General features: G+C 72.1%; 22 protein-coding genes and 4 tRNA genes. 9 read left to right on the top strand and 17 right to left on the bottom strand.

Annotated features, from left to right (window positions below; genetic code table 11):
- Positions 1–122: 122 nt before the first annotated feature.
- The 6 genes from glgX to FHR37_RS11840 all read right to left on the bottom strand — a co-directional run bounded on the left by glgX (position 123) and on the right by FHR37_RS11840 (position 7,198).
- On the bottom strand, positions 123–2,222 hold the full coding sequence (glgX, locus tag FHR37_RS11865) for a glycogen debranching protein GlgX (protein WP_092882697.1): 2,100 nt from the start codon (positions 2,220–2,222) through the stop codon (positions 123–125).
- 376 nt (positions 2,223–2,598) lie between these two features.
- Positions 2,599–3,312, bottom strand: a complete 714-nt coding sequence (locus FHR37_RS11860) for a sirohydrochlorin chelatase (RefSeq protein WP_202818001.1) — start codon at positions 3,310–3,312, stop codon at positions 2,599–2,601.
- The gene (gene cobA, locus FHR37_RS11855) at positions 3,299–4,636 is read right to left on the bottom strand and encodes a uroporphyrinogen-III C-methyltransferase (RefSeq protein ID WP_092882699.1); all 1,338 of its coding nucleotides are present in this window, start codon (positions 4,634–4,636) and stop codon (positions 3,299–3,301) included. The genes FHR37_RS11860 and cobA overlap by 14 nt, the downstream gene beginning before the upstream one ends.
- A complete protein-coding gene (locus tag FHR37_RS11850; protein ID WP_092882700.1) occupies positions 4,633–5,349 on the bottom strand; it encodes a phosphoadenylyl-sulfate reductase in 717 nt (238 codons plus the stop codon). Before FHR37_RS11850 ends, cobA begins: the two co-directional genes overlap by 4 nt.
- The gene (locus FHR37_RS11845) at positions 5,346–5,492 is read right to left on the bottom strand and encodes a hypothetical protein (RefSeq protein WP_175542441.1); all 147 of its coding nucleotides are present in this window, start codon (positions 5,490–5,492) and stop codon (positions 5,346–5,348) included. The genes FHR37_RS11850 and FHR37_RS11845 overlap by 4 nt, the downstream gene beginning before the upstream one ends.
- The gene (locus FHR37_RS11840) at positions 5,489–7,198 is read right to left on the bottom strand and encodes a nitrite/sulfite reductase (RefSeq protein WP_092882701.1); all 1,710 of its coding nucleotides are present in this window, start codon (positions 7,196–7,198) and stop codon (positions 5,489–5,491) included. Before FHR37_RS11840 ends, FHR37_RS11845 begins: the two co-directional genes overlap by 4 nt.
- A gap of 364 nt (positions 7,199–7,562) precedes the next feature.
- Here FHR37_RS11840 and FHR37_RS11835 point away from each other — a divergent pair, with 364 nt between their 5' ends.
- The 3 genes from FHR37_RS11835 to FHR37_RS11825 all read left to right on the top strand — a co-directional run bounded on the left by FHR37_RS11835 (position 7,563) and on the right by FHR37_RS11825 (position 9,270).
- On the top strand, positions 7,563–8,156 hold the full coding sequence (locus tag FHR37_RS11835) for a TetR/AcrR family transcriptional regulator (protein WP_092882702.1): 594 nt from the start codon (positions 7,563–7,565) through the stop codon (positions 8,154–8,156).
- An 83-nt stretch (positions 8,157–8,239) separates the two neighbouring features.
- Positions 8,240–8,836 carry a DUF4865 family protein gene (locus FHR37_RS11830; RefSeq protein ID WP_202818002.1) on the top strand — a complete coding sequence of 199 codons (597 nt, stop codon included), beginning with the start codon at positions 8,240–8,242 and terminating at the stop codon, positions 8,834–8,836.
- 32 nt (positions 8,837–8,868) lie between these two features.
- Positions 8,869–9,270: a tautomerase family protein gene (locus FHR37_RS11825; RefSeq protein ID WP_092882864.1), complete on the top strand. Its 402-nt coding sequence runs from the start codon at positions 8,869–8,871 to the stop codon at positions 9,268–9,270.
- A gap of 26 nt (positions 9,271–9,296) precedes the next feature.
- Here FHR37_RS11825 and FHR37_RS11820 read toward each other — a convergent pair whose 3' ends face one another.
- Positions 9,297–10,082 carry a DUF2306 domain-containing protein gene (locus tag FHR37_RS11820; protein ID WP_092882704.1) on the bottom strand — a complete coding sequence of 262 codons (786 nt, stop codon included), beginning with the start codon at positions 10,080–10,082 and terminating at the stop codon, positions 9,297–9,299.
- Between the two features lie 137 nt (positions 10,083–10,219).
- On the opposite strand from FHR37_RS11820, the gene FHR37_RS11815 reads away from it, so the two are divergent.
- Positions 10,220–11,473: a Uma2 family endonuclease gene (locus tag FHR37_RS11815; protein WP_175542442.1), complete on the top strand. Its 1,254-nt coding sequence runs from the start codon at positions 10,220–10,222 to the stop codon at positions 11,471–11,473.
- Between the two features lie 43 nt (positions 11,474–11,516).
- Here the strand turns inward: FHR37_RS11815 and FHR37_RS11810 are convergent, their stop codons facing one another.
- On the bottom strand, positions 11,517–13,289 hold the full coding sequence (locus FHR37_RS11810; protein WP_092882705.1) for an acyl-CoA dehydrogenase family protein: 1,773 nt from the start codon (positions 13,287–13,289) through the stop codon (positions 11,517–11,519).
- An 18-nt stretch (positions 13,290–13,307) separates the two neighbouring features.
- On the opposite strand from FHR37_RS11810, the gene FHR37_RS11805 reads away from it, so the two are divergent.
- Complete coding sequence (locus FHR37_RS11805; protein WP_237768697.1) at positions 13,308–14,417, top strand: YihY/virulence factor BrkB family protein; 1,110 nt, start codon at positions 13,308–13,310, stop codon at positions 14,415–14,417.
- Here the strand turns inward: FHR37_RS11805 and FHR37_RS11800 are convergent.
- The 7 genes from FHR37_RS11800 to FHR37_RS11770 all read right to left on the bottom strand — a co-directional run bounded on the left by FHR37_RS11800 (position 14,399) and on the right by FHR37_RS11770 (position 19,721).
- Complete coding sequence (locus FHR37_RS11800; RefSeq protein ID WP_456237020.1) at positions 14,399–15,697, bottom strand: ArsB/NhaD family transporter; 1,299 nt, start codon at positions 15,695–15,697, stop codon at positions 14,399–14,401. The genes FHR37_RS11805 and FHR37_RS11800 overlap by 19 nt on opposite strands.
- Positions 15,694–17,253, bottom strand: coding sequence for a potassium/proton antiporter (locus tag FHR37_RS11795; RefSeq protein ID WP_092882706.1), 1,560 nt, complete (start codon positions 17,251–17,253; stop codon positions 15,694–15,696). Before FHR37_RS11795 ends, FHR37_RS11800 begins: the two co-directional genes overlap by 4 nt.
- Positions 17,254–17,488: 235 nt before the next feature.
- A complete protein-coding gene (locus FHR37_RS11790) occupies positions 17,489–17,857 on the bottom strand; it encodes a hypothetical protein (RefSeq protein WP_139238886.1) in 369 nt (122 codons plus the stop codon).
- 329 nt (positions 17,858–18,186) lie between these two features.
- Positions 18,187–18,258: transfer RNA gene (locus FHR37_RS11785), tRNA-Val, on the bottom strand.
- Between the two features lie 17 nt (positions 18,259–18,275).
- Positions 18,276–18,349, bottom strand: a tRNA-Cys gene (locus FHR37_RS11780).
- Positions 18,350–18,402: 53 nt separating this feature from the next.
- A tRNA-Gly gene (locus tag FHR37_RS11775) sits at positions 18,403–18,475 on the bottom strand.
- A 58-nt stretch (positions 18,476–18,533) separates the two neighbouring features.
- On the bottom strand, positions 18,534–19,721 hold the full coding sequence (locus FHR37_RS11770; protein WP_139238887.1) for a CapA family protein: 1,188 nt from the start codon (positions 19,719–19,721) through the stop codon (positions 18,534–18,536).
- Between the two features lie 111 nt (positions 19,722–19,832).
- Between FHR37_RS11770 and FHR37_RS11765 the strand changes: the two genes are divergently transcribed.
- Positions 19,833–20,654 carry an aminotransferase class IV gene (locus FHR37_RS11765; protein ID WP_092882709.1) on the top strand — a complete coding sequence of 274 codons (822 nt, stop codon included), beginning with the start codon at positions 19,833–19,835 and terminating at the stop codon, positions 20,652–20,654.
- 118 nt (positions 20,655–20,772) lie between these two features.
- Here FHR37_RS11765 and FHR37_RS11760 read toward each other — a convergent pair whose 3' ends face one another.
- Positions 20,773–21,210, bottom strand: coding sequence for an SsgA family sporulation/cell division regulator (locus FHR37_RS11760; RefSeq protein WP_092882710.1), 438 nt, complete (start codon positions 21,208–21,210; stop codon positions 20,773–20,775).
- A gap of 301 nt (positions 21,211–21,511) precedes the next feature.
- On the opposite strand from FHR37_RS11760, the gene FHR37_RS11755 reads away from it, so the two are divergent.
- Entirely contained in the window at positions 21,512–22,213 is a 702-nt protein-coding gene (locus tag FHR37_RS11755; RefSeq protein WP_202818003.1) for a TIGR02611 family protein, read from the top strand.
- Positions 22,214–22,261: 48 nt separating this feature from the next.
- Positions 22,262–22,333 (top strand) — tRNA-Val (locus FHR37_RS11750).
- Between the two features lie 203 nt (positions 22,334–22,536).
- Here the strand turns inward: FHR37_RS11750 and yaaA are convergent.
- On the bottom strand, positions 22,537–23,337 hold the full coding sequence (gene yaaA, locus FHR37_RS11745; protein ID WP_092882868.1) for a peroxide stress protein YaaA: 801 nt from the start codon (positions 23,335–23,337) through the stop codon (positions 22,537–22,539).
- Positions 23,338–23,546: 209 nt separating this feature from the next.
- Between yaaA and FHR37_RS11740 the strand changes: the two genes are divergently transcribed.
- Positions 23,547–25,133 carry an Hsp70 family protein gene (locus FHR37_RS11740; protein WP_092882711.1) on the top strand — a complete coding sequence of 529 codons (1,587 nt, stop codon included), beginning with the start codon at positions 23,547–23,549 and terminating at the stop codon, positions 25,131–25,133.
- The last annotated feature ends 45 nt before the right edge of the window (positions 25,134–25,178 follow it).

The raw sequence follows: 25,178 nt of genomic DNA, 5'->3' as shown, positions 1-25,178 counted from the left end.
GCCGCCGAGCGCCCTCGCCGAGCCGCCGCCGTCATCGTCGCTTGAGGGCGAAACGACCGCGACCCGCCCCGAAAAGCTCCGGGGCGGGTCGCGATGTGTCTCGTCGTGGATGACGGGCGGGCTTATCCCCGCTTGAGCACCAGCAGGGAGCGGGCCACGAGCTTGACCTGCTCGCCCGCGCGCACGGCCTCCCGGTCGCTCACGTCGTCGTCGGCGGTGTCCAGGACCGGCTCCCAGGCCTCGCCGTACTTCTGCGGCGGCAAGGCGAACTCGATGTCGTCCTCGGAGGCGTTGAACAGCAACAGGAACGAGTCGTCCACGATCCGCTCGCCCTGGTCGCCCGGCTCGTGGATGGCCTCGCCGTTCAGGAACACCGCGAGGGACTTGGCGAACCCGGCTGTCCAGTCCCGCTCGGTCATGTCGTTGCCGTCCGGCTTGAGCCAGGCGACGTCACCGAGCTTGTCGCCGGCGCCGTCGATGCCGGCGAAGAACCGCCGCCGGCGGAACACCGGGTGCGCGCTTCGCAGTTCGCTCACCGCCCGGGCGTAGCCGAGCAGGTCGGAGTCGACCGCGCCCCAGTCGATCCAGGAGATGTCGTTGTCCTGGCAGTAGGCGTTGTTGTTGCCCTTCTGCGTACGCCCGAACTCGTCGCCGTACAGCATCATCGGCACGCCCTGGGACAGGAACAACGTGGTGAGGAAGTTGCGCTGCTGACGCCGGCGGACGGCGAGCACGCCCGGGTCGTCGGTCGGCCCCTCCGCGCCCGCGTTCCACGAGCGGTTGTCGTCGGTGCCGTCGTTGTTGTTCTCGCCGTTGGCCTCGTTGTGCTTGGAGTTGTACGAGACCAGGTCGTTCAGCGTGAATCCGTCGTGGGCGGTGATGAAGTTGATCGACGCGTACGGCTTGCGGCCGTCGTCCTCGTACAGGTCGGAGGAACCGGTGAGCCGCATGGCGAACTCGCCCAGCGTGGCCGGCTCGCCGCGCCAGAAGTCGCGTACGCAGTCGCGGTACTTGCCGTTCCACTCCGTCCACAGCGGCGGGAAGTTGCCCACCTGGTAGCCGCCGGGACCGACGTCCCACGGCTCGGCGATCAGCTTCACCTGCGACACGATCGGGTCCTGCTGGACCAGGTCGAAGAACACCGACAGCCGGTCGACCTCGTGGAACTGCCGGGCCAGCGTGGCCGCCAGGTCGAACCGGAACCCGTCCACGTGCATCTCGGTCACCCAGTAGCGCAGCGAGTCCATGATCAGCTGGAGCACGTGCGGGTGGCGCATGAGCAGGCTGTTGCCGGTGCCCGTGGTGTCCATGTAGTAGCGCGGGTCGTGGTCGACGAGGCGGTAGTAGGCCGCGTTGTCGATGCCGCGGAACGCCATCGTCGGGCCCTGGTGGTTGCCTTCGGCGGTGTGGTTGTACACCACGTCGAGGATGACCTCGATGTTGGCGCGGTGCAGGGCGCGCACCATCGCCTTGAACTCCAGCACCTGCTCACCGAGCTGCCCGGTGGAGGAGTAGGCGTTGTGTGGGGCGAAGTAGCCGATGGTGTTGTAGCCCCAGTAGTTGCGCAGACCCTTCTGGACCAGCAGGTCGTCGTGCACGAACTGGTGCACCGGCAGCAACTCGACGGCGGTGACGCCGAGTGACGTCAGGTGGTCGATCATCGCCGGCGAGCCGAGGCCGGCGTAGGTGCCGCGGATCTCCTCCGGAATCTCCGGGTGGTCGATGGTGAGGCCCTTGACGTGTGCCTCGTAGATGACGCTCTCGTTGTACGGGCGCCGCGGCGGACGGTCGTCCTGCCAGTCGAAGTACGGGTTGATGACCACCGACTTCATCATGTGCGGCGCGGAGTCGAGAGTGTTGAGCGTCTCGGGGTTTTCGAAGCGGTAGGAGAACAACGCCTCGTCCCAGTCGACCTCGCCCTCGATCGACTTCGCGTACGGGTCCAGCAGCAGCTTCGCGGGGTTGCAGCGCTGCCCCTTGCTCGGGGCGTAGGGCCCGTGCACGCGGAAGCCGTAGCGCTGCCCGGGCGCCACCCGGGGGAGGTAGCCGTGCCAGACAGACGCTTCCCGCTCGGTGAGCGAGACCTTCGTTTCGTTGCCGTCTTCGTCGAACAGACAGAGTTCGACGGATTCGGCGACCTCGCTGAACAACGCGAAGTTTGTGCCGGCGCCGTCGAACGTCGCCCCCAGGGGGTACGGCGTTCCCGGCCAGACGTCGACCATTCGCGTTCCTTTCCTTGTCCTCTTGCGCGAATACTGCCAGGTTCGGAATCGATCGGCTCGGCGCCTCCTGCCCGGCGGCGGTGAGCGTTTTCCGCTCCGGCCGCGCCCGAGAGGTGTCACGGTCGGTGACCGGCGACGTGGTGGACGCGATTCCCAACCAGGTCAGCGATGTGTGGTCCGGGCGAAGGCCCGCCGGCCGCGGCGATCACCGGGACGGGTCCACCGAGACCGCGCGCCGAGCACACTGGGACCACACTGGATCCGTCATACCCCGCGAGCCGACTCGAATCCGGACGGCCGCGTCAATTCCCCGTTACGGACTTTCCGCCATACGGGCGACCATACGGGCAACCCTTCGGACCGCGGCGGACCCGCGTCAGGTGCCGCATCGGTCGGCGACGATCGCCGCCACCTGCGGGCACGCGCCCAGCGGCTCGCCGACGGCCACCGCGCCCGCGGAGGTCGCGGACGCGGCGATCCGGTCTGCGAAGAAGCCCGGCGCCAGCAGGTACGTCGCGACGCCCACCCGCCGGGCGCCCCGTGCCCGAAGGTCGCCGACCGCCTCCTCGACGGTGGGCGCGGCGGCGGAGGCGAAGGCACATCGGGCCGGTACGCCGAGAGCGCGGCCGAGTGCGGCGGCCGTCTCCGCCATCGTGTCGTTCGCCTGCCGGTTGCTCGACCCGGCGGCGGCGAGAACCACCGCGTCCAGCGGCGGGCCGCCGGGAGCCTGGGTCCCGGCGAGCCGGGCGGCCGCCGCCTCCACCAGCCGTGGGTCCGGGCCGAGCACCCGGCTCAGCCGGACCGTCCAGCCGCGGGACCGGGCGAGTTCGGCGACCGCCGGCAGGTCCTCCTGGGCGTGGTAGGCGTCGCTGAGCAGGAACGGCACAACGGTGAGGTCGGTGACGCCCCGCGCGGCGAGGGTCTCGACCGCCTCCTGCGGCGTGGGGGTGGCGAGCTCGAGGAACGCGGCGCCGGTGGCGACGCCGGGACGCAGCCGTTCGACCAGGGCCGCGACCTCGTGGGCGACCGGCGCGGCCCTGGGATCCCGGCTGCCGTGGGCGACCAGCAGCAGCCCCTCAGCCGCCGGCATTCCCCTCGGCATCCCGTTCGGTGGGCTCGTTGGGCTCGGTGCGTTCGGTGGGCTCCGCCGGGCCGGCGGCGAGGCCCGCGAGTTCGGTGGCGACGTCGACAACGTCACCGACCACGATCACGGCGGGGGAGCGGACACCCCGGGCCGCGGCGACATCGGCGATCGTGGCCAGGGTGCCGGTGGTGGTGCGCTGGTCGGGGAGGGTGCCGCGTTCGACCACGGCGACCGGGGTGGTGGTGGGCCGGCCGAAGCGGAGCAGCGCCTCGGTCAGGGTGGGCAGCTGCCCGACGCCCATCAGGAACACCAGCGTGCCCTCGGTGGCGGCGAGCCCCTCCCAGTCGGGCGTCTCGTCGGCACCCCGGGCGTAGTGGGCGGAGACCACCGTGAACTGCCGGGCCACCGCGCGGTGGGTGACCGGGATTCCGGCCGACTCGGGTACGGCAACCGCGCTGGTCACCCCGGGTACGACCTCGCAGGTGACGCCGGCCCGCGCGCAGGCGAGCGCCTCCTCGGCTCCGCGCCCGAACACGAACGGGTCGCCGCCCTTGAGCCGGACCACCCGCTGGCCGGCCAGCGCCCGGGCCACCAGCAGCTCGTTGATCTCCAGTTGGCTGAGCGCGTGCGCCAGCGGTCCCTTGCCGGCCTCGACCACCTCGACCTCGGCGTCGAGCTCGTCCAGCAGTGCGCGCGGGGCGAGCCGGTCGACCACCACCACGTCGGCGTCGGCGAGCAGCCGCCGCCCCCGGACGGTGATCAGTCCCGGGTCGCCGGGGCCGCCGCCGACCAGGGCCACGTGGCCGGCGCCGGGAGTCCGGCGTATGCGGCGCAGCGGCGCCTCACCGGACTGCAGCCAGGTCGCGATGCGGTCCTTCAGCCTGCGGGCCCGGCGCGGGTCGCGGCCGGCCGAGACGGCCACAGTGACGTCGTCGAACCGTACGGTGGCAGGCGTCCAGGCCGCGGAGCGCTCCGCGTCGTCGGCGCGTACGCACCAGATGCCGGCGGCGTCGGCCTCGGCGGCCACCGCGGCGTTGGTGCCGGGGTCGTCGGTGGCGGCCTGGACGACGCGGGCGCCGGCCAGCTCACCTCTCAGGTCACCACCCAGGTCTCCGCTCAGATCACCGGGGGAGTACTCCCGGGCCACCCAGTCCACCCGGCCGGGCTCGACCAGGGCGGCCAGGTCCTCACACAACGCCGGGGCGACCACCGTCACCACGGCACCCGCGTCCAGCAGCCCGCCCACCCGCCGCACGGCGACCGGGCCGCCGCCGACCACCACGGCCCGGCGGCCGGTGAGGTCGAGGAACAGCGGGTAGCGGGGGCTCACTTGTGGATGCCGCACTCGGTCTTCGCCCGGCCGGCCCACCGGCCCGCGCGGGCGTCTTCGCCCTCGGCGACCTGGCGGGTGCACGGCCAGCAGCCCACCGACGGGTAGCCGTCGTCCAGCAGCGGGTTGGTGAGGACGCCGTTGTCGGCGACGTAGCGGTCCACGTCCTCCTGGGTCCAGTCGGCGAGCGGCGCGATCTTGACCTTGCCGCGCCGGTCGTCCCAGCTGACCACGGGGGTGTTCGCCCTGGTGGGGCTCTCGTCCCTGCGGATCCCGGTGGCCCAGGCGTCGTAGTTGGTCAGCGCCCGCTCCAGCGGGGCGACCTTGCGGAGCTGGCAGCACAGCTCGGGGTTGCGGCGGTACAGGTCGGGCCCGAGGGTGGCGTCCTGCTCGGCGACGGTCTGCCGCGGCCGTACGGTCACCAGGTTGATCGGGATGGTGACCGACGCGGCGTCGGCGGTGCCGAGCGTCTCCGGGAAGTGGTAGCCGGTGTCCAGGAACACCACGTCCACCCCGGGCACCTGCTGGGAGACCAGATGGGCGAGCGCGGTGTCCTGCATGGACGAGGTGACCGCGAACCGGTCGCCGAAGGTGTCGGCGGCCCACCGCACGATCTCCGCGGCGCTCGCCCCCTCGAGGTCGCGGCCGGCCTGCCGGGCGAGCGCCGCCAGGTCGTCGCGGCAGCGCCGGGTGGCCGTGGTCGCGAGCGTCATGGGCGCACCTTCGTTCCGACGTACTTCACCGAGAAGACCCTGGTGCAGCCGCGGCACTCCCAGGCGCCGTGTGGCTCCTCGACCGGCCGCAGGTCCTCCTCGGCGCAGTACGGGCAGTAGAACGGGGTCGCGCGTTCGGTCATGCCAAGGCCTCCTGCGGAGCTCGGGTGACCCACTGCGCGAACCGCTCCTGTGGCTCGCGCTGGTCGAGGTAGTGCCGTACGACGCGTTCGATGTAGTCGGGCAGTTCGGCGGAGGTGACCTTCAGGCCGCGCAGCTTGCGCCCGAAGCCCGCGTCCAGTCCGAGCCCGCCACCGAGGTGAACCTGGTAGCCCTCGACCTGATTCCCGTCCTTGTCCAGGACGATCTGTCCCTTCAGGCCGATGTCGGCCACCTGGATGCGGGCGCAGGAGTTGGGGCAGCCGTTGAGGTTGACGGTGACCGGGGTGTCCAGCTCGGGGATCCGGCGTTCGAGGTCGTCGATCAGGTCGTGCGCGCGCTTCTTGGTCTCGACGATGGCGAGCTTGCAGTACTCGATGCCGGTGCAGGCCATCGTGTTGCGCCGCCACGCCGAGGGCCGGGCGTGCAGCCCGAGGTCGGCGAGCGCGGTCACCGCCGGCTCGACCAGATCCTCCTCGACGTCGAGGACGAGCAGCTTCTGGTGCGGTGTGGTGCGTACGCGGTCACTGCCGTGCGCCTCCACCACGTCGGCGAACTTGCCGAGCAGGGTGCCCGAGACCCGGCCGGCCACCGGGGCCAGGCCGAGGAAGAACTTCCCGTCGCGCTGCCGGTGGACGCCCACGTGGTCACCGGGCACCGCGGGGATCGCCGGTGCGGGCCCGTCGACCAGCTTCCGCTTGAGGTATTCGTCCTCGACCACCTGGCGGAACTTCGCAGGGCCCCAGTCGGCCATCAGGAACTTGATCCGCGCACGGTGCCGCAGCCGCCGGTAGCCGTAGTCGCGGAAGACGCTGGTGACCGCCCACCAGACCTCGGCCACCTCCTCGCGCGGCACCCAGGTGCCGAGACGCTCGGCGAGCATCGGGTTGGTGGACAGCCCGCCGCCGACCCACACGTCGAAGCCGGGGCCGTGCTCGGGGTGCTCCACGCCGACGAACGCGATGTCGTTGATCTCCGGCGCGACGTCGTGGTTCGGGTGGCCGGTGAGCGCGGTCTTGTACTTGCGCGGCAGGTTGGAGAACTCCGGGCTGCCGATGTAGCGGGCGGCGATCTCCTCCACCGCGGGGGTGGGGTCGATGATCTCGTCCGCGGCGATGCCGGCCACTGGGCTGGCGATGATCACCCGGGGGCAGTCACCGCACGCCTCCTGCGTCTGCAGGCCGACCGACTCCAGGCGTTCCCAGATGGCCGGGACGTCCTCGATCCGGATCCAGTGCAGCTGGATGTTCTGCCGGTCGGTGATGTCGGCTGAGTCCCTGGCGTACGTCGAGGAGACGTCGGCGATGGCCCGCAACTGGGCGACCGTGAGCTGGCCGCCGTCTATCCGCACCCGGAGCATGAAGTACTCGTCGTCGAGCTCCTCCGGCTCCAGCGTTGCGGTGCGACCGCCGTCGATCCCGGGCTTGCGCTGGGTGTAGAGGCCCCACCACCGGAACCGCCCGCGCAGGTCGGAGGGGTCGATGGAGTCGAAGCCGCGCTTGGCGTAGATCTGCTCGATGCGCGCCCGGACGTTCAGCGCGTCGTCGTCCTTCTTCAGCTGCTCGTTCTTGTTCAGCGGCTCGCGGTAACCGAGCGCCCACTGGCCCTCGCCGCGCTTCGGGCGCGGCTTACGGGGAGCGGCGGTGCGGCGGTCGGCGGTGCGGTCGACGGCCTGGGGCGCAGTAGCCATGGAGTGCGATCCTCGCTGGAGAGCAGGTCACGGACAGGTGTGACAGGAAGCAGGTCTGGCGGTGGATCGGCGCTACTGGGGCGCCCGGGTGGCCACCGGCAGGTGTCTGAGTGCGGCCGGAAGTGGGGGCGCGTCAGCGCGCCCGGCGACAGAGCATGCTGCGCATTCGGCCGAAATCGAGATGGCGCCGTCCGACGAGCAGTGGGCAGACGGGCGCAGTCATGGGCATCAGCCTGCGTGATCGAGACCTCACCAGGCAACCGGCGTGACCGGTATCCGAGACGATTGTCTCGAAATCGGCACGGCCACCCGCGTTCCACGCCCCGGGGTCGCTTCTGTACCTACTAGTACGTATGCTGACGCCGTGACGAGTGCGGACCGGCTGATCGAGAGCACGCGCGAGCTGCTGTGGGAGCGCGGCTACGTCGGCACCAGCCCCAGGGCGATCCAGCAGCGGGCCGGTGCCGGCCAGGGCAGCATGTACCACCACTTCGCCGGCAAGCCCGACCTCGCCCGCGCCGCGATCGGGCGTACGGCCGAGGAGCTGCGGGCGACCGCCGAGGCGCTGCTCGGCGCGCCCGGCCCGGCACTGGAGCGGGTCGCCGCCTACCTGCACAGGGAGCGGGACGTGCTGCGGGGGTGCCCGGTCGGGCGGCTCACCCAGGACCCGGACGTGATGGCCGACGCCACTCTGCGCGAGCCGGTACGGGAGACCTTCTCCTGGCTGGCCGGGCGGATCGCCGGGGTCCTCCGGGAGGGCCGGGACCGTGGCGAGCTTGTTCCCGACCTGGATCCGGAGAGCACCGCCGCCACTGTCGTCGCGACCCTGCAGGGCGGCTACGTACTGGCCCGCGCCGCCGGCTCGGCCGAGCTGTTCGACCGGGCGGTCGCCGGGGTCCTGCACCTCCTCACCGCCTACGACACGTCCACCCGGCGCGAGGTCGGGCGGGACAGCTGAGCCGTCGGGACGAAACGATCCGACCCGGGCCGAACCGACCCGGGCCGAACCGACCGAGCCGAGAGGCGACAGCCGTGTATGCCATGCAGTACGAACTCACCCTGCCCGCCGACTACGACATGGCCGTCATCCGGAAGCGGGTGGCGCTCGGCGGTCACGTGCTCGACGACCGCGTCGGCCTCGGCCTGAAGGCGTACGTCATCCGCGAACGCGGGGTCGACGGCTCGCCGGTCAACCAGTACGCGCCGTTCTACCTGTGGAACGACACCGGCGCGATGACCCACTTCCTGCTCGGCGGTGGCGGGTTCCAGAACATCGTCCGCGACTTCGGCCGGCCGCTCGTCCGGCACTGGACCGGGGTCGCCTGCCACCCGGGCCCTGCCCGGGCGGAGGTCCCGAGAGCGGCCTCCCGCCTGGTCGCCACCGTGCCCGTCGACCCCGACTCCGACCGGACGGGCCTGGGCCTGGCGGCGTGGACCGAGCGGCAGACCGCGGCTCTGCGGGAGCTCGCCGCCCGGGACGACGTGCACAGTGCCGTCCTGGCCGTCGACCCACACCACTGGCAGGCGGTGCGGTTCGTGCTGTGGCGGGACGAGGCGCCGGCCGACGGCGGCGAGCCCACCGCCGAGGAGCTCACCGAACGCTACGAGGTGCTGCGCCTGTCCATGCCTGGCCGGTGACCCGGCCGGTGACCCGAACGGAGACCCTCGACATGCCTTTCGTCCGCATCGACGCACTGCGGGCCGGCAGTGACCGGCTCGACGCACTCGGCCGTGCCGTGCACGACGCCCTGGTCCAGACCATCGCCATCCCGCCGGGCGACCTGTTCCAGGTGCTCACCAGTCACGACGGCGCCACCGGCACCCTGCGTTACGACCCCGGTTTCCTCGGCGTGCACCGCGACGACGACCTGGTGTTCGTCGGGATCACCATGCGGTCCGGTCGCACGGCCGAGCGCAAGCAGGCGCTGTACCGCAGGATCGCCGAGCTTGCCCAGGAGTACGCCGGGACCGAGCCGCGCAACGTGTTCGTGTCCGTCACGGAGAACGAGTCGGCCGACTGGTCCTTCGGCGACGGGGTGGCGCATTACCTCCAGTACGTCCAGAACGTGTAGATCATCGCCGGCCTCGGTCCGGCTCGTCAGGCGGCGACGGCACGTGCACGTCGAGCGCGCCGGGTCGCCCGGCCGCCGCGCTGGAGCCACCACTCCGCGACCAGGAGGTTGACCGTCCAGCTCATCCAGCCGCTCACCAGCCCGGCGTCCAGGACGAGCGCGTCCATGTCACCGCCGTACTGCGTGGACAGCCGGGGCATCAGCACCATGATCCACACCACCAGCCAGACGCGGTTCAGCACGATCGAGGTGGTGAGCGCGAAGCTACGCACCATCCAGCGCCGGTGGTCGGCGTACCGGCGCTGCCGGGCCGCGCGGTAGCCCGCGATCGTGAACGGCAGCCACAGCACCGCGAGCATCGTGTTGGAGACCTGGCCGACCACGCCGGTGAAGCTCAGTGGAGCGACACCGAGGATGGCGACCCCGGCGGGGAGGACGCCGCCGAAGAAGTACGCCCGGCCGCTCCACCGGTGCACCGCCGGGTGACGCCGGCGCAGCCACGGCCACAGTTGCAGGCAGCCGGTGACCAGGGCGACCGACCCGCAGAAGATGTGCGTGACCAGCAGCGGGTAGTACGCCGGGAAGCCCGCCGGCACCGGCAGCCGGGCCCTGCTCGGGTCGAGTCCGAGGTACGGCGGCAGCGAGTAGGCGAGAAAGCCCGCGGCCGCGAGCAGGAGCACTACCACGCCGACGGTCTGCCGGCGGGTGCGTGGGCGCCGCTTTCCTCGCGGCGGGTGAGCCTGGGCCGGCCCGCCGATGGCCGGCGGCCGCCCGGTCTCGTTCGCGTTCGGCTCGCTCGTGGTGGTGGTCATCGCCCGAAGTCCCCTCCGTCGTTCGCGGGTGTGCGTGTCCGCGCCCGCCCTTCCGACGACCGTAGATCCCGTGTTAGACATTTGTCTAGTACGTATGTGCAAGACGTATGTACGTCAGAACGGCTAGGCTCGCCGCCATGGGAAATCGGGAGGACCTCCTTGCCGGCGCCCAGCAGTGCCTGCGGGAGAAGGGCTACGCGCGCACCACGGCCCGCGACATCGCTGCGGCCTCCGGCGTCAGCCTCGCCTCGATCGGCTACCACTTCGGCTCCACCGACGCGCTCCTGCGCGCGGCGATGATGGCGACGACGCACGCATGGAGCGAGGAGCTGGAACGCGCCCTCACTCCGCCCGAGCCCGCAGCCCGTGGCGACCGGGACAAAGAGGCGGGCGACAGCACTCCGGCCGGCTCCCTCGGCCGGTTCGAGGCCAACTGGACCCGCGTCCTGGAGTCCTTCGCCGACCACCGGTCGCTGTGGGCCACGCAGTTCGAGATGGTCGCCCGGCTCGAACACGACCCGGAGTTCCGGGAGTTCTTCGCCGAGGCCATCGAAGGGGCGAGGTTCGGGCTGGCCGCGTTGTTCGAGGGACTGAACCCCGGCGCCGACCGCGCGACGGCGTGGAAGGTCGGCGCGTTCTACGACGCGCTGCTCATCGGCCTGCTGGTGCAGTGGCTCGCCGACGCCGACCGCGCGCCGACCGGCCGGGATCTGGCCGACGCCCTGAGACTGGTCGCCGCCGGAGCCGCCCGGCCACCGGAGAAGGTGTCCGCGGACCGGCCGAACGCGCCGGTGGCCGACGCCGGGCAGGGCCCGCGTACGACCGACCCGACTGACACAGCCGACACGACTGACTCAACCGGCGGAGCGGCCGGAGGAGCCGACCTCGCACGGTGGGAGGCGGTCGCCGGGCCGGGCAGCCGCTGCGAGTGGGTGGACGGAAGCGTCCTGATCACTCCGCCGGCCGGGGCCGCGCACGACCGCACGGTCGCGGCCTACGCGGCCGTCCTCACGGCGGCGGCGCCGAAGGGGTGGCGGGTGGCGACCGGCCCCGGAGTCCTGGTGCCCGACGGGCGGCTGCGCCCGGATCTCGCGGTGTTCACCCCCCGAGCGGACGAGCCGGCCGAGTGGAGCGCCGCCGCGGAGGTGGGGCTGGTGGTCGAGGTCGAGGGGGACCGCGCCGGAGACCTCGCGCGGGGCACCCGGGCGCTGAAGTACGCCCGCGCCGGGATCCCGGCCTACTGGCGGATCGAGCCGGACGGCACGGTCGTCGTCTCCGCGCTGGTCGCTCCGGACCACTACGGCATCGTGGCGCGCGTCGCGGCGGGCGAGCCGTTCACCGCGGCCGTGCCGTACGCGGTCACGTTCACGCCGGACCGGCCCCGCGGCTGAACGCTGTGGTGGCCGAAGCGCCGGGCCCGACCGGAAACCCCCGTCAGCGCGGGAGGGCGGCGGGCGTGGCGCGGTCGACGATGGCCGCCGCGCCGGTTCCGCGGGGGAGCGTGCCGAACGTCGCGCACCCACCCGGGCCCAGCCGGGAGGCGCAGAACGCGTCCGCGACCTCCGGCGGGGCGTACCTCACCAGCAGCGCGCCCTGGAAGACGACGGCGATGCGCTCGGCCAGCCGGCGAGCCGTGTACTCCGGTTCGGACAGGTCGGCGAGCGAGGTCAGCAGGTCCTCCACCGCGCGGTCCAGGCGCGGGTCGGCGCCGCGGGCGGGCGCGATCTCACCCAGCCAGGCGGTCAGGGCGTCGGGTTCGCGTCGCAGCGCACGGAGCACGTCGAGTGCCTGGACCGAGCCCGCGCCCTCCCAGACGGAGTTCAGCGGCGACTCCCGGAACAGCATCGGCATGCCGGACTCCTCGACGTACCCGTTGCCGCCGAGGCACTCCAGCGCCTCCGCGGCCACCGCCGAGGCACGCTTGCACACGTGGTACTTCGCCGCCGGCAGCGCGATCCGCAGCAGCGCCCGCTCGCCCGGGTCGGTCTCCGCCGCGTCCGTCGCGGCGGCGAGCCGCATCGCCAGCGTGGTCGCGGCCTCCTGTTCCAGCGCCAGGTCGGCGAGCACGTTCGCCATCGCGGGCTGGTCGGCGAGGGGGCGGCCGAACGCCCACCGGTGCGTGGCGTGCCAGATCGCCTCGCCGACCGCCCGGCGCATCAGGGCGGCCGAGCCGAGTACGCAGTCCAGCCGGGTGGCGTTCACCATCGACAGGATCGTCGCCACGCCGCGCCCCTCCGGACCGAGGCGGCTCGCCAGGGCACCCTCGAACTCCACCTCGGCGGAGGCGTTGGACCGGTTGCCGAGCTTGTCCTTCAGCCGTACCAACCGGAGTGCGTTGCGGGTGCCGTCGGGCAGCACCCGCGGCAGCACGAAGCAGGTGAGCCCGCCGGGCGCCTGGGCCAGCACGAGGAACACGTCGCTCATCGGCGCCGAGCAGAACCACTTGTGCCCGGTCAGGACGTACTCCCCACCACCCCCGTCAACCCCGTCAGTACCGTCACCACCTCCGGCGCCGGCCGGGTCGGCCCGCGTGGTGTTGGAACGTACGTCCGAGCCGCCCTGCTTCTCCGTCATCGCCATCCCGGCCAGCGCGCCCCGCTTGCCGGCGGCCGGCCGCAGCCCCGGGTCGTACGCGGTGGAGGACAGCAGCGGCGTCCACGCGGCGGACAGGGACTCCTCCGCGCGCAGCGCCGGCACCGCGGCGTACGTCATCGACACCGGGCAGCCGTGCCCGGCCTCGGCCTGGCTCCACAGGTAGAAGCCGGCGGCCCGGGCCAGGTGGGGCGTGGCCTCCCCGGCGGTCCACGCCGCCCCGTGCAGGCCCCAGCCGACCGCCCGCCCGAGCAGGTGGTGCCACGAGGGGTGGAACTCCACCTCGTCGGCGCGTTCGCCGTAGCGGTCGTGGGTGACCAGGCGCGGCGGGTGCCGGTGGGCGTCGAACGCCCACTCCCGGGCCTGCTCCGACCCGGCCAGCGCGCCGATCTCGGCGAGCTGCCCACCGGGGGCGGCGAGTCCCGGGCGGCACCAGCGGTCGAGTGCCTCGCCGAGCGCGTGGTCGGCGGCGAGCGCGTCGTGGGGTGCCAGTGGCGGCGGCTGGTTGGACACCGTGTGGGTCGCGAACCGCCGCCCACCGGACCGGCCGCCGGACCGGGCCGCGGACTCGCCGGTGCCGGTGGTACGGGACGTCGCGGGGCCCGTTGGGTTCATGTCGTTACGGTATGCCTCATGAGGGCCGGACCCGTGGGGGCGCGAAGAGTGGTCAGGATCCGTCGCCGGGTCCGCCGTACGCTCGCGTGGCGCCTGGTCCGGGGGACGGTCGCCACCTGCCTGCGCTACCGCGTGACCGGCCTGGCCGCGGAGGGCGCGTTCTTCGCCATCCTGTCCCTTCCGCCCCTCGTCTTCGGGCTCGCCGGATCCGTCGGCTATGTCGTGGGCGGCTTCGGCCCCCACGCGATCAACGAGGTCAAGGGCCAGCTGGTCGACATCGCCCGCGGCGCCCTCACCGAGGACAGCGTCCAGCGGGTGATCGTCCCCACGCTGAACGCCGTCCTCGACCGCGGCCGCGCCGACGTCATCTCGATCGGGTTCGTGCTCGCGCTGTGGTCGGGCTCGCGGGCGCTGAACGTCCTCATCGACACGATCACGATCATGTACGGCTTCGGCGGTCGGCGCGGCATCGTCCGGACCAGGGTGCTGTCGTTCTCGATGTACGTCGTGGCCCTGGCCATCGGCATCGTGGTCATCCCGCTGGTGCTGGCCGGCCCGACGCTGGTCGACTCGTTCCTGCCGTCGCGGCTGCAGTTCCTGGTCTCGTTGTACTGGCCGGTCGTGGTGGTGGCCTCCACCGGGTTCCTCGCCACGCTCTACCACCTGGCGCTGCCGGAGCGAACTCCCTGGCGGCACGACTTCGGCGGCGCCGCGGTGGCCATGGTGATGTGGCTCGCCGGTGGCTGGGTGCTGCGGACCACGCTCACCCAGACCATCGGCGGCACCTCGATCTACGGGCCGCTGGCCGCGCCGATCGTGGTGTTGTTGTGGTTGTACGTCGTGGTGATCTCGCTGCTGGTCGGTGCGGCGTTCAACGCGACCCTGCACGCCCATCTGGAACGCCGGGCCGAGGCCCGCCGCCGGGTGGCGGACGGGGCGGAGGCGCCGCGGGAGGCGTCTCCGCGCCGGACCGAGGTGTTTCCCGGCGTGACCGCCGGGGAGCACCCGCTGGAGGCGCGCAACCCCGACGACCTCACCGACGACCTGACCGACCGGGCCGGCGACAGGGCCGACGACAGGGCCGGCGACAGGGCCGGCGACGTCTCCCCTCAGCCGAAGGCGAAGTAGCGCAGCCAGACGTAGGGCCAGGCCAGCGACACCGTCACCACGGTGACGATCGCGCCGTACTTCGTGAACTCCCAGAAGCTGATCCGCTCGCCGTTGCGGGCGGCGATGCCGAGGACCACGACGTTGGCGCTGGCCGCGACCGCGGTGGCGTTGCCGCCGAGGTCAGCGCCGAGCGCGAACGCCCACCACAGCGCGGTGCCCTGCTCGGGGTCGGGCGCCGCGTCCACCACGCCCTGCACGATCGGCACCATCGTCGCGACGTACGGGATGTTGTCCACGAACGCGCCGAGGACCGCCGAGCCGAACAGCAGCGCGGTCGCGGCGAGGAGGTACTCACCGCCGACCGCGGAGATCGCCGCCTCGCCCAGCCACTCGATCACGCCGGTGCGCACCAGCCCGCCGACCAGCACGAACAGTCCCATGAAGAACACCAGGGTCGACCACTCCACCTCCTCCAGGAACTGCTGGGACGACGTCCCGGACACCACCACCATCACCCCGGCGCCGAGCAGCGCGACGATGGAGGGCTCGAGGTGGAACACCGAGTGCAGCGCGAACGCGACCACCACCGCCGACAGCACGACGAGGCACCGGACCAGCATCTTCGGGTCGGTGATCGCCTCCCGCTCGTCGAGGTCCATCAGGTCCTCGGCGTGCTGCGGCCGGCGGCGCAGGGTGTCCCTGAACAGCCACCGGCACATCAGCAGGAACACACCGACGAGGACGACCACGATCGGTGCGAGGTTGAACAGGAAGTCGTTGAACGACAGGCCGGCGCGGGTGCCGATGATGATGTTCGGCGGGTCGCCGATCAGGGTGGCGGTGCCGGCGATGTTGGAGACCAGGGCCTCCGCGATGAGGTACGGCGCGACCGGGAGCCCGAGCCGCCGGCAGACCAGCACCGTGACCGGGGCGATCAGCAGCACCGTGGTCACGTTGTCCAGGAACGGCGACAGCACCGCGGTGATGAGCAGGAGCATGACCATCAGGCGGTACGGCCGGCCGCGCGCCCGCTTCGCCGCCCAGATCGCGAGGAACTGGAACAGCCCGGTCTGTTTGAGGATGCTGACGATGATCATCATCCCGAGCAGCAGGAAGATGACGTTCCACTCCACGCCGGTCTCCTCGGCGAAGAACGCGGAGTGGGCGTCGACGATGCCGGCCAGCGCCATCAGGCCGGCGCCGGCCAGCGCCGCCGTGACCCGGTTCACCTTCTCGGTGGCGATGAACACGTAGGCGATGACGAAGATGCCTACGGCGAGGACTGCTGTCAGGGTCATGAGATGTCCGTCCTGGTTCGCGGGCGGAAGGTGCGCGGGCGGATGGTGGCGGCAGGCGGTGGGTCCTCGCCGTGTTCGCCGAACCACCGGGCCAGCCGCCCGGCCCGGCCCACTGCTCGCAACCGGCGTTCGGTCTGCGGCCGCGCGCTCGTCGTGGTGACCACCAGCAGCTGGTCCCCGGACCGGACGACGGTGTGGCCGGTGGGAACGAACGCCCCGCCGGTGCGGACGACGAGGCTGACCGCGGCGCCGGTGGGCAGCCGCAGCTCGTCGACGTAGACGCCGACGAGGCGGGACCCCGGTGGTACGCCGACCTGGAGCAGTTCGGCATCCGCCTCCTCCAGCGGGGCCGACTCCACGGTCAGGTCCAGCGCCTGCCCGGCGGAGCCGATCCCCAGCCACCGGGCGAGGAACGGCAGCGTGGGTCCCTGGATCAGGGTGAAGACCACCACCAGGACGAAGACGACGTCGAAGATCATGGTGGCCGCGGGCAGGCCCGCGCTGAGCGGGAAGGTGGCCACCACGATCGGCACCGCTCCCCGCAGCCCGGCCCAGGACATGAACACCTTCTCGCGCCACGGCACCCGGAATCCGGTCGTACAGATGAGCACGGTCAGCGGCCGGGCCAGCAACAGCAGCGCGCCTCCGACGACCAGTGCCGGCACCAGGGCCGCGGCCAGCCGGGCCGGGCTGACCAGCAGCCCGAGCAGGACGAACAGCCCGATCTGGGCCAGCCAGGCGGTGCCCTCGGCGAATCCCAGGGTGGCCCGCCGGTGCGGCAGGCGTGCGTTGCCGAGCCACAACCCGGTGACGTACGCCGCCAGCAGTCCGCTGGCGTTGAGCATCCCGGCTCCGGCGTAGGCGAGCAGCGCCATGGCGAGGGTCGCGATCGGATACAGCCCCGCGGCCGGCAGCGCGCTGCGGGACAGCACCCACTGGGCGAACCGGCCGACGACCAGGCCGACCAGGACCCCGACGACCAGCTGGTAGCCCACCTGGCCGAGCGCGACGAACGGGTTGGCCTGGGTCCAGGCGTCGGAGACCACCAGCGTCACCAGGATGACCACCGGCGGGTCGTTGAACCCCGACTCCGCCTCCAGGGTCGCGCCGAGCCGGCTCGGCAGCGGCAGCCGGCGGAGTACGGAGAACACCGCGGCCGCGTCGGTGGACCCGACCGCGGCGGCGAGCAGGATCGACGTACGCCAGTCGAAGCCCAGGGCCGCATGGGCGACGAACGCGGTGACCGCGACGCTGATCGCCACGCCCAGGGTGGCCAGGATCGCGCTGACCTCGACGACCGGCCGGATCGCCGACCAGCGGGTGGTGAGCCCGCCCTCGGCGAGGATCACCGCGAGCGCGATCAGGCCGAGGTTCTGGGTGAGCTGGGCGTCCTCGAACTCCAGGCCGAGCCCGGCCTCGCCGATCACCAGCCCGATGGCGAGGTAGACCAGCAGGGTGGGCAGGCCCGCCTTCGCCGACAGCCGGACCGCGGCCGTCGCGGCGAGCAGGACGAGCATCGCGCCCGCGAGGACGACGTTGAGCTCGGCGGCGCTCATGACGGTGGGGTGGGCGGCGAGAGCGTGGGCGGCGAGGGTGGGGTCACGGCGCGGTGGTCGTGGCGGGAAGCCACGAACGAGCAGGTGCCGGCGCGGAGCCTGGTGACAGGCCGGCCGGGGTGCGCGACCACGCCGTGCACCGCGCAGGAGCGGTTCACGGGTCGGACCTCCGGATGATGCGCACGCACGGGCGTACCGGGGCGTGCGGAGAGCTCAGGCGGACGGAGTCGGCTCGTCAGGCCTGCGGAGGTGCGCGGCTCGGGTGGTGGTCGGTGAGGGCGGCGTGCACCTGCCGGGTGGCCCCGGGCGGGGGCGCGGTGGCGGCGGAGACGCCGAGCGTCGGCGCCTGGTCGGGGAGGGTGGAGTTGAGTCCGTGCACCCAGGAGATCAGCGGTGCCCCGGCGGACACTGCCGCGTCGGGTCGCTCGCCGTGGTCCGGCGCCGGTGACGCGGACGTGGCGGTGTGCTCACCGCCGGCGACCGCGGTGGCAACGGGTTCGCCGGCCGGGTTCGAGGCGTGGGTGGTGCCGGCGGCGGAGGCGCGCAGGGCCGGGGGAGGACTGACGGCGGGCTCGGGGCCGGTCAGCAGGGTCCCGAACAGCACGGCCAGCACACTCAGCAGGAGCAGGGCGGAGTGAGCGGACCGCGTTGCCGGGACCGATGGGGCCGGTGGGGCCGGTGGGGCCGACGGGTTGCGTCGGTGCCGGAGGCGGCCCGCTCGGGCAGAGCCGGGGGAGGAACGCACGATGCGCCACCTCCTCCGCTCGCTTTACCGTCCCTTTACCTTACTGGCGGTGGCAAGCCTGAGCGGAAGTGGACCGAGTGGGCGGTCGGTGACCGAAGATCGTTCACATCGGAGCGGCCGGCGGGACGAGCCGGGGCCGGACAAGCAAAAGGCCCCGCCGAAGCGGGGCCCGAACTGCGTATACGGGGTGGGCGATACTGGGATTGAACCAGTGACCTCTACCGTGTCAAGGTAGCGCTCTCCCACTGAGCTAATCGCCCGCATGGTGCGAGGGGGTTGGAGGTGGAGACGGGATTTGAACCCGTGTACACGGCTTTGCAGGCCGTTGCCTCGCCTCTCGGCCACTCCACCAACGGCGCCGCCCTGCTGACCTGGATCAAAACCCAAGCCCCAGGCCCGCTCCGAGCGGACGACGGGATTCGAACCCGCGACCCTCACCTTGGCAAGGTGATGCGCTACCAGCTGCGCTACGTCCGCATGTGCCCCGAGCTGTTTCCTCGACGCGCAGTGAACATTATCGGATCCCACGCCGGGCTCAAACCGGGGGTGTCCCTATCCGTCCCAAACCGGTGCAGCCGGTCAGATCCGCGAACTCCCGGCGCAGGCGTTCAGCCTGGTCACCGGCGGTGAATCGGGGCAGCCCGTCTGCGCCGACCCGGCCCGGCGTCCAGCGAGCCCCGCGCACCGACCGCCCCTCCATGGTCAGGGTGAGCACACCTGTCGTCGACTCGCGCCGGCTGTTCCGGGAGTACCACACGAAGTTGCCCAGGCCGTACGCCACGAAGGTGCCGTCCAGCTTCCCCGCGCCCAACTGGATGTGCGCGTGGCTGCCCACCACGACGTCGGCTCCGGCCTCGGCGAGCCGCCGGGCGAGCTCGCGCTGGTCGGAGGTGGGACAGCCGACCCGTTCCTGGCCCCAGTGGAGGTAGACCACCACCACGTCCGCGTTACGCCGGGCCGCCCGCACGACGGCCACCAGCCGGTCCGGCCGTACGGCCACCGCGATTCCGGCGCTGTCGTCGTCCGCGGCGAAGTGCCGGGTGGTGGGGTCCGGCACCGCGTCCGCGCCGATCACCGCGACCGTCGTACCCCGGATCCGGGTCACGTACGGCGCGAACGCCTGGGTGGCGTCCGACCCGATGCCGACCACGGCCACCGGAGCGTGCGCAGCCGCGGCGAGGGTGTCCCGCAGCCCGACCGGCCCGTAGTCGACAGCGTGGTTGTTGGCCATCGTCACCACGTCGATCCCGGCGGCGGCCACCGCGGCGAAGGCGCTCGGCGGCGCCCGGAACCGGTAGCGCTTGTCCTCGGCCCGGCCACGGGTGGTGATCGCCGTCTCCAGGTTCGCGACGGTGAGGTCGGCACCGGACAGCTCCGGTCGCAGGGGAGCCAGCGCGGTCCCCGGGTTCGCCAGCCGCGGCCTGAGCTGGTTCTGGAAGTGGATGTCGCCGGCGAACGACAGCGTGATGGGCTCCCGCGCGTGCGGAGGCGTGACCCGGGCCGCCGGGGTGTGGGGCTTTCGTGACGTGCCGGCCGGGGTGTGAGTCGTCCCCGAGCCAGCCGGCGCCGAGACCCACGAGGCGCCGCCGGCCGGTCGGCCCTGGCCGGCGCCCGGCGGTGCGGAACACCCCGCGCCCAGGGCGAGTGCCCCTACGACGGCGTACGACACGAGCTCCTTCGCCCGGGCAGACAGCGCCCGCCCGGGCCGTCCACGACCCCCCATGGTTCGGAGGGTAGGTATCCGTGGGTGCCCGCCCGGGGCCATAGGCTGGCCGTGCTGGCCAACGGCGACCTAGGTCAGGTCGAACGTCGCAGAAAGGGACGTGTGCGCAGAATGAGAGTTTGGGTCGACGACCGCCTCGTCGAGGATCCGTACGCACCCGCGCTGGCTCCGCTGGACCACGGCGTCACCGTCGGCGACGGTGTGTTCGAGACGCTCAAGGTCGTCGCCGGCCGGCCGTTCGCACTCACCAGGCACCTGGACCGGCTGGCCCGCTCCGCGAACGGCCTCGGGCTCACCGGGCTCGACCTGGCCGCCGTACGCCGCGGCGTCTCGGCCGTCCTGGACGCGTGGGACCAGCCCGACGGCCGGCTGCGCATCACCGTCACCGGCGGGCCCGCGCCGCTCGGGTCCGAACGCGGCGACCAGGGGCTGACCCTGATGGTGGCGATCGCCGACCTGGCGGCCCGCCCCGACTCCACCGCACTGGCCACCGTTCCGTGGCCGCGCAACGAGCGCGGCGCCCTGGCCGGGCTGAAGACGACGTCGTACGCGGAGAACGTCGTCGCGCTCGCCCACGCGCGCGAACGCGGCGCGACCGAGGCGTTGTTCGCCAACACCGTCGGCAACGTGTGCGAGGGGACGGGCTCGAACCTGTTCGTCGTACTCGGCGGAGAGGTCTACACCCCGCCACTGTCGGCGGGCTGCCTGGCCGGCGTGACCCGCGCCCTGGTGCTGGAGTGGTGCGGGGCGTACGAGAAGGACCTGCCGATGAGCGCGCTGGAGGAGGCGGAGGAGCTCTTCCTCACCTCGACCACCCGCGACGTGCAGGCGGTGAACTCACTGGACGGGCGGAAGCTCACCGCTCCCGGTCCGGTGACCGCGCGCGTGATGGCGGAGTTCGCCCGCGCGGCGGCCGACCGGATCGATCCCTGACCGGAGCGCGGCCGGCGACACACCGTGACCGCGCGACTGTGCCGAGGTTCCGTACGCAACGTCGAATCGACCCCGGACCACCCAGAGGTGGGCCGGGGTCGATCCGCGCGTAGCCTGGCTAGACCGCCGGGCCGGAGCTGCGACGCAGTTCCTCGACCAGCAGGTCGAGGTCGACGTGCCCGCTCTCCTCACCCGGGGGGATCAGCGAGTACGTGCTCTGCAGGAAGGTCGCGAGGCCGTCCGCCGGAGCATGGAGCACCGCCTCCCCGTCGGGGGAGCGGAGCTCGATGAGCACGATGGCGCGGCCCGTCTCGTCCACGAGGGGCGAAACGTGCACGTCACCGTCACCGGTGGGACGGAACAGACCTTCGGACAGGAGTTCCCTGGCGAAGACCCAGCGGACACCGCGGGGTTCGCCGGTATGGAACACCGCGTCGACGGCATACGGGTCGGCGGCGTCGTATCGGAGCTCTGCGGTCAGCCGCAGCGCGGCTCCCGTTCCGTCGATGAGACGAAGCGGCAGCGCGTGCGTGATCGAAGCGGGGAGTGCATCCATCGGGGGGCGGGGGCCTTTCCGTGGGTGGTGCGGGACCGGCGGTAGGGCCATAGCGCGAGAGTCTGCTACTCCAAAGTCCCTTGCATCAAACCGGGAAGGTGGGTGCGTCCCGGTCTGGTCGAATTCGCCCCGCCAAACTTCTCAGTATGCGAGACGAGATCGCGGTTTTCCCTTCCGCAGAAGGGGGTCGGACCTCACGGTAGGCTCTGCGGCTATACCACTGGCAGTGGGGGCATTATGTCTCCGGGCCCCGCGCTCAAACCATAACGGACGAAGCGCGGAGAACCACGCAGGAGGATTCGTGAGCGCCTACCGACACACCGACCACGGCGAGGGTGTGGCCGATGGACGGCAGGCCGTCGCGCCTCCGCGCCCCGACCGGCACAGCGTCGAAGGCGTCGCCGACAACTCCGAGAACGACACCGAAAACGACACGCCGCCCGGGTCGGACGATCGGGGATCAGCCGACCACGAAGGCCATCAGCCGCAGAGCGAGCACGACGGCGAGCATCGGGACGGACCCGACGGCGAGCGCAACGGTGAACACGATGGTGAGCACGACAGCGAGCACGACGGTGAACACGGGAAGAAGCACCGGCCCTGGCGCCGGATCCGCTGGCACCACCGCGCGCGCCGCCGCATCCGCCGCCACCCCACGCTCAACGCCACGTGGCGCGGCGCGGTGTTCGTGGTCGGCGTACTCCTCATCGTCGCCGGGCTCGTCATGTTCATCGCGCCCGGTCCGGGTTGGCTGACGGTCATCCTCGGACTCGCCGTGCTGGCCACGGAGTTCGCGTGGGCGCACCGGACTCTGGAGTGGTCGAAGGACAAGGCCCGCGCCGCCGGTGAGAAGGCGATGGACCCGAAGGCCCGCAGGCGCAATCTCCTGATCGGCGCCGGCGTGGTGGTGCTCGTCGCCGCTGCCGCCGCTGCCTGGGTGGTGACGCAGGGATGGCCCGGCCCGGTCGTCTCCGCCTGGGAGTGGGTCCGGTCGTTGCGGTAGATGGCGATGCGCTAGGGTTTCTGTCGCCCCGCTCGGGGCGTGCAAGAGGGGCGATTAGCTCAGCGGGAGAGCGCTTCGTTCACACCGAAGAGGTCACTGGTTCGATCCCAGTATCGCCCACCGAAAGCACTGCAGATCGAGAGCTCGTCGCCGACGCCGGTGACGAGCTCTCGTCGTTTGTGTCGTTCGTTCGCGTCATGTGCGGTCCGCGCTCGTCACCGGTCACGTTCCGTGCGCCGAGGGTCGTCGACGGATCGGCCGCGACGTTCCGGGGCCGGCCGGACGGAAGCACCTGAGTCTGCGGCCGTTCCCCGGCGGGCCGTTCAGACGGAGGTGACCACGACGTCCAGCGGCCAGGGACGTCCGCGCTCGGGGCGCTCGGCCTCGACCTGGTAGCCCAGCCCCCGCAGCACCTCGACCAGGTCGGCGGGGCGGCGTGGGGTGTCGTCGCTGTTCAGCAGGTCGCGGACCAGCCGGCCCTTGGTGGCCTTGTTGAAGTGGCTGACGACGGTACGGCTGGAGGCGTCGCCGGGCCGCGTCTCCTGCAGCACCCGCACGGTCGCGGTGCGCCCGGCCAGTTCGCCGGTGGGCGTCCAGGCGGTGGCGTACGCCGAGGAGCGCAGGTCCAGCACCAGCCCGCGGCCGGCAGCACCGGCGATCGCGGCCGGCATGCTCTCCCGCCAGAAGGCGCCCAGCGGGCCGACGCCGGGCAACCGGACCGTCATCGAGCAGCGGTACGCCGGAATGCGGTCACGCAACCGGACCGCGCCCCACAGGCCGGAGCAGACCAGCAGGAAGCGCTGCGCCCGGCGACGCTGTACCGCCCCGAGCGAGGCCAAGTCGAGTGCGTCGTACAGCACTCCGGTGTACAGCCTGGCCGCCGGCAGCGTCGGCGCGTCGCGCAGGCGCGCGTCGCGTTCGACCTCGCCGCGCTGGCTCGCGGACAGCCCGAGCACTGCCATCGCCTCGTCGGTCCGCTCCGTGTCGCCGCACAGACCGGCCAGCGCGTCGAGGACCTTCGTACGGGCCGGGGTGAGTTCGGGCAGCGACAGCGAGTCCAGGTCGACCGGACGTCCTCTGCCGGGGGCGGCCTTGCCCTCCGAGGGCGGCAACAGGATGAGCACGAACGGGAGGGTAACCGGAACGCGCGGTACCGCGGTCGTCCCGGGGATGTCGGATCCGGGCGGCATGATGCCGGGATGGCGGAACGCCACGAAGGTGAAGGTTCAGCTACGTTGGGTGGACTGGTTCCGGACTGGTTCCGGCCCGGTCGCCGGTGTGTTCTCCGGCCGGTCTTCGGTGTGGTTGACGGCGTGTTGGAAGGGACGGACTCGTGGGGCACACGATCGGTATCGACCTGGGCACCACCTACTCCGCCGCCGCGCGGGTGAACGACCTCGGCAAGCCCGAGATCGTGGTCAACCGGGACGGCGAGCGCCTCACGCCGTCGGTCGTGCTGTTCCAGGACGAGTTGCCGATCGTGGGCACGATGGCGAAACGCTCCGCGGTGACCGCGCCGCTGGACGTCGTGCAGTTCGTGAAGCGGTCGATGGGCGACCCGAGCTGGAAGTTCGAGACCAGCGGCGGGACGACGTACCGGCCGGAGGAGATCTCCGCGATCATCCTGCGCCGCATCAAGGACGACGTCGAACTCGCGCTGGGTTCGCCGGTGACCGACGCGGTGGTGACCGTCCCCGCGTACTTCGACGACGCCCCGCGGCGGGCGACCATCGACGCCGGCCGGATCGCCGGGCTGAACGTCGCCCGGGTCCTCAACGAGCCGACCGCCGCGGCACTCGCCTACGGCGTCGAGCACGAGGTCGAGGGCACCGTGTGTGTCTACGACCTCGGCGGAGGGACGTTCGACGTGACCGTGATGCGGGTGGGCGGCGGCGACTTCGACGTGCTCGCCACCCACGGCGACCGCAACCTCGGCGGCTTCGACTTCGACAACCTGCTGATGCGCCTGCTGGACGAACGCTTCCAGGCCGCCGGTGGGCCGAGCCTGCTGGACGGCGCCGAGGCCGAGGCGGACCTGCGGGAGAAGGCCGAGATCGCCAAGCGCAGCCTCACCACGGTCGAGCAGACCCGGGTGGTGCTGTCCGGCGGCGGGGTGTCGAAGGTCGTGCCGCTGACCCGGGCGGAGTTCGAGGACGTCACCTCCAGCCTGGTCAGCCGCACCCGCGACATCGCCGAGATGGTCGTCGGTGACGCCGGCCTGGACTGGCCCGGTGTCGACCACGTGCTGCTCGCGGGCGGGTCGACCCGGATGCCGATGGTGCGGGCGATGATCGGGAAGGTCGCCGGTCGGGAGCCCATCCGTACGGTCAATCCCGACGAGGTGGTCGCGCTGGGTGCGGCGATCCAGGCGCACCTGGTCGACCTCGACAAGGTCACCGGCGAGAGCACGAACGGCAGCGCCTCCGGCACGGTCGACGGCATCAGCGCGGAGCCGCTGCCGGTGCTGGCGTCGGCGGTGACCCGCCCCCGGGTGCGCGACGTCACCTCGCAGGGGCTGGGCGCGCTGGCCGTACGCCGCGGCGCCGCCTCGGCCGAGGACGTGGAGAACGTCGTCATCATCCCGGCCAACACCAAGATCCCCGCCAAGCGCGGCCAGGTGTTCGAGACCATCGAGAACAACCAGACCCGGCTCAAGGTCGAGGTGACCCAGGGCGACGACGACGACCCCGACTACGTACGCGCGATCGGCGAGCAGACCTTCGACATCCCGCCCTATCCGGCGGGCGCGCCGTTCGAGGTGGTCTACGCGTACGACATCGACCAGACAGTCTTCATCGAGGTGCACGACAAGACGTCGGGGGAGCGGATCGGCACCTTCGAGGTGAACAACGTCGCCACGATGGCCGAGGGCGAGGTCGCGTCGGCCACCGACCGGATGCGGCTGCTCGACATCAGCTGAGCCGACGAGCCGACCGATGACGACCGAGCCGACTGTGCTGACTGA

It is taken from the genome of Actinopolymorpha cephalotaxi, from assembly GCF_013408535.1.
GTDB lineage: Bacteria > Actinomycetota > Actinomycetes > Propionibacteriales > Actinopolymorphaceae > Actinopolymorpha > Actinopolymorpha cephalotaxi.
The sequence above is the reverse complement of the archived record's forward strand: the minus strand, read 5'-3'. Positions and strand labels throughout refer to the sequence as shown.